The following is a 915-nucleotide window of genomic DNA, read 5'->3' as shown; positions in this document are numbered from 1 at the left end:
TTCAAGTTTTGCCTGAGTTTATCGCCCAATACCGGAATTTGCCCCCGGAACAACTGGCGGCTGCAGGCCAGGAAGTTCTCCAACTGGCCGATGAGAAGCTCTTTCGCTTCACGATTAGCCCTTAGCAGGAAATCTTGTTTTGGGATCCCTTCAGCATTTGTCAATGGCCTGGAGACGAACTAGCAGGCTGCTTTATCGCTATTTGCACTAAGCCCACTAAGGGATCCGCGCTCGGGCAAACACATTCTAGGGAACAACCTTCAAGCCCGGCAAGCAATCGTCTTGGGTGGCTTGGGATCCCGCAAATATCTGCGGCGGGGCATCGGGGTAGAAGACGGTGATGCCCTTGGCCTGCGGATCCACAATCCAAACGCGGGGGATCCCGGCCTCCAAATAGTCCGCTGCTTTTTGAACTGCAGCCCCAAAGCTCTGACCGGGAGAGAGGATCTCGGTTTGGGGGCTGTCCTCAAAAAGTTGATCATGCCATTGCACCCAAGAGGAAACAGTTTTGACCGTCAGTCTGGGGTTCTGGGTCAAACGGGCGGCCAGGGATCCCTTGACAATCCAACAAAACCAGGAGACCAGGATACCTCGCCGCTTTAACTAAACGCGCAAAATTCCCCACCGTCTATACGGTAGGATGGGTAGCACCCCCAGCTTGAGGCTGGATATACTGTTTCACTATTTCTAAGGCTGCACCAAACAATACACCTAGAATTGTGCCAAAACTTGTCTTTTTCCCAGTATACCCTACTCAGTTGTTCTCCAAATTGCTACCTCAAAACTCGGCTCGATTTCTGAGTTTTGTCATAGAAGGTGCTGCTTACAAGAAGTACTGTACTGACTTTAGCCTTGACTGAGTACCGTAAGGTGAGTAAAACTGTACGGGTAAACAGACGGCAGATGTTGCGACTC

General features: G+C 51.1%; 1 protein-coding gene. It reads right to left on the bottom strand.

Going from position 1 to position 915, the window contains the following annotated elements; translation table 11 throughout:
- Positions 1-246: 246 nt before the first annotated feature.
- The gene (locus tag NW852_RS07280) at positions 247-492 is read right to left on the bottom strand and encodes a Uma2 family endonuclease (protein ID WP_414364890.1); all 246 of its coding nucleotides are present in this window, start codon (positions 490-492) and stop codon (positions 247-249) included.
- Between the last annotated feature and the right edge of the window lie 423 nt (positions 493-915).

Origin of the sequence: Synechococcus sp. H60.1, assembly GCF_047462335.1 — a bacterium.
Classification (GTDB): domain Bacteria; phylum Cyanobacteriota; class Cyanobacteriia; order Thermostichales; family Thermostichaceae; genus Thermostichus.
The sequence above is the reverse complement of the archived record's forward strand: the minus strand, read 5'-3'. Positions and strand labels throughout refer to the sequence as shown.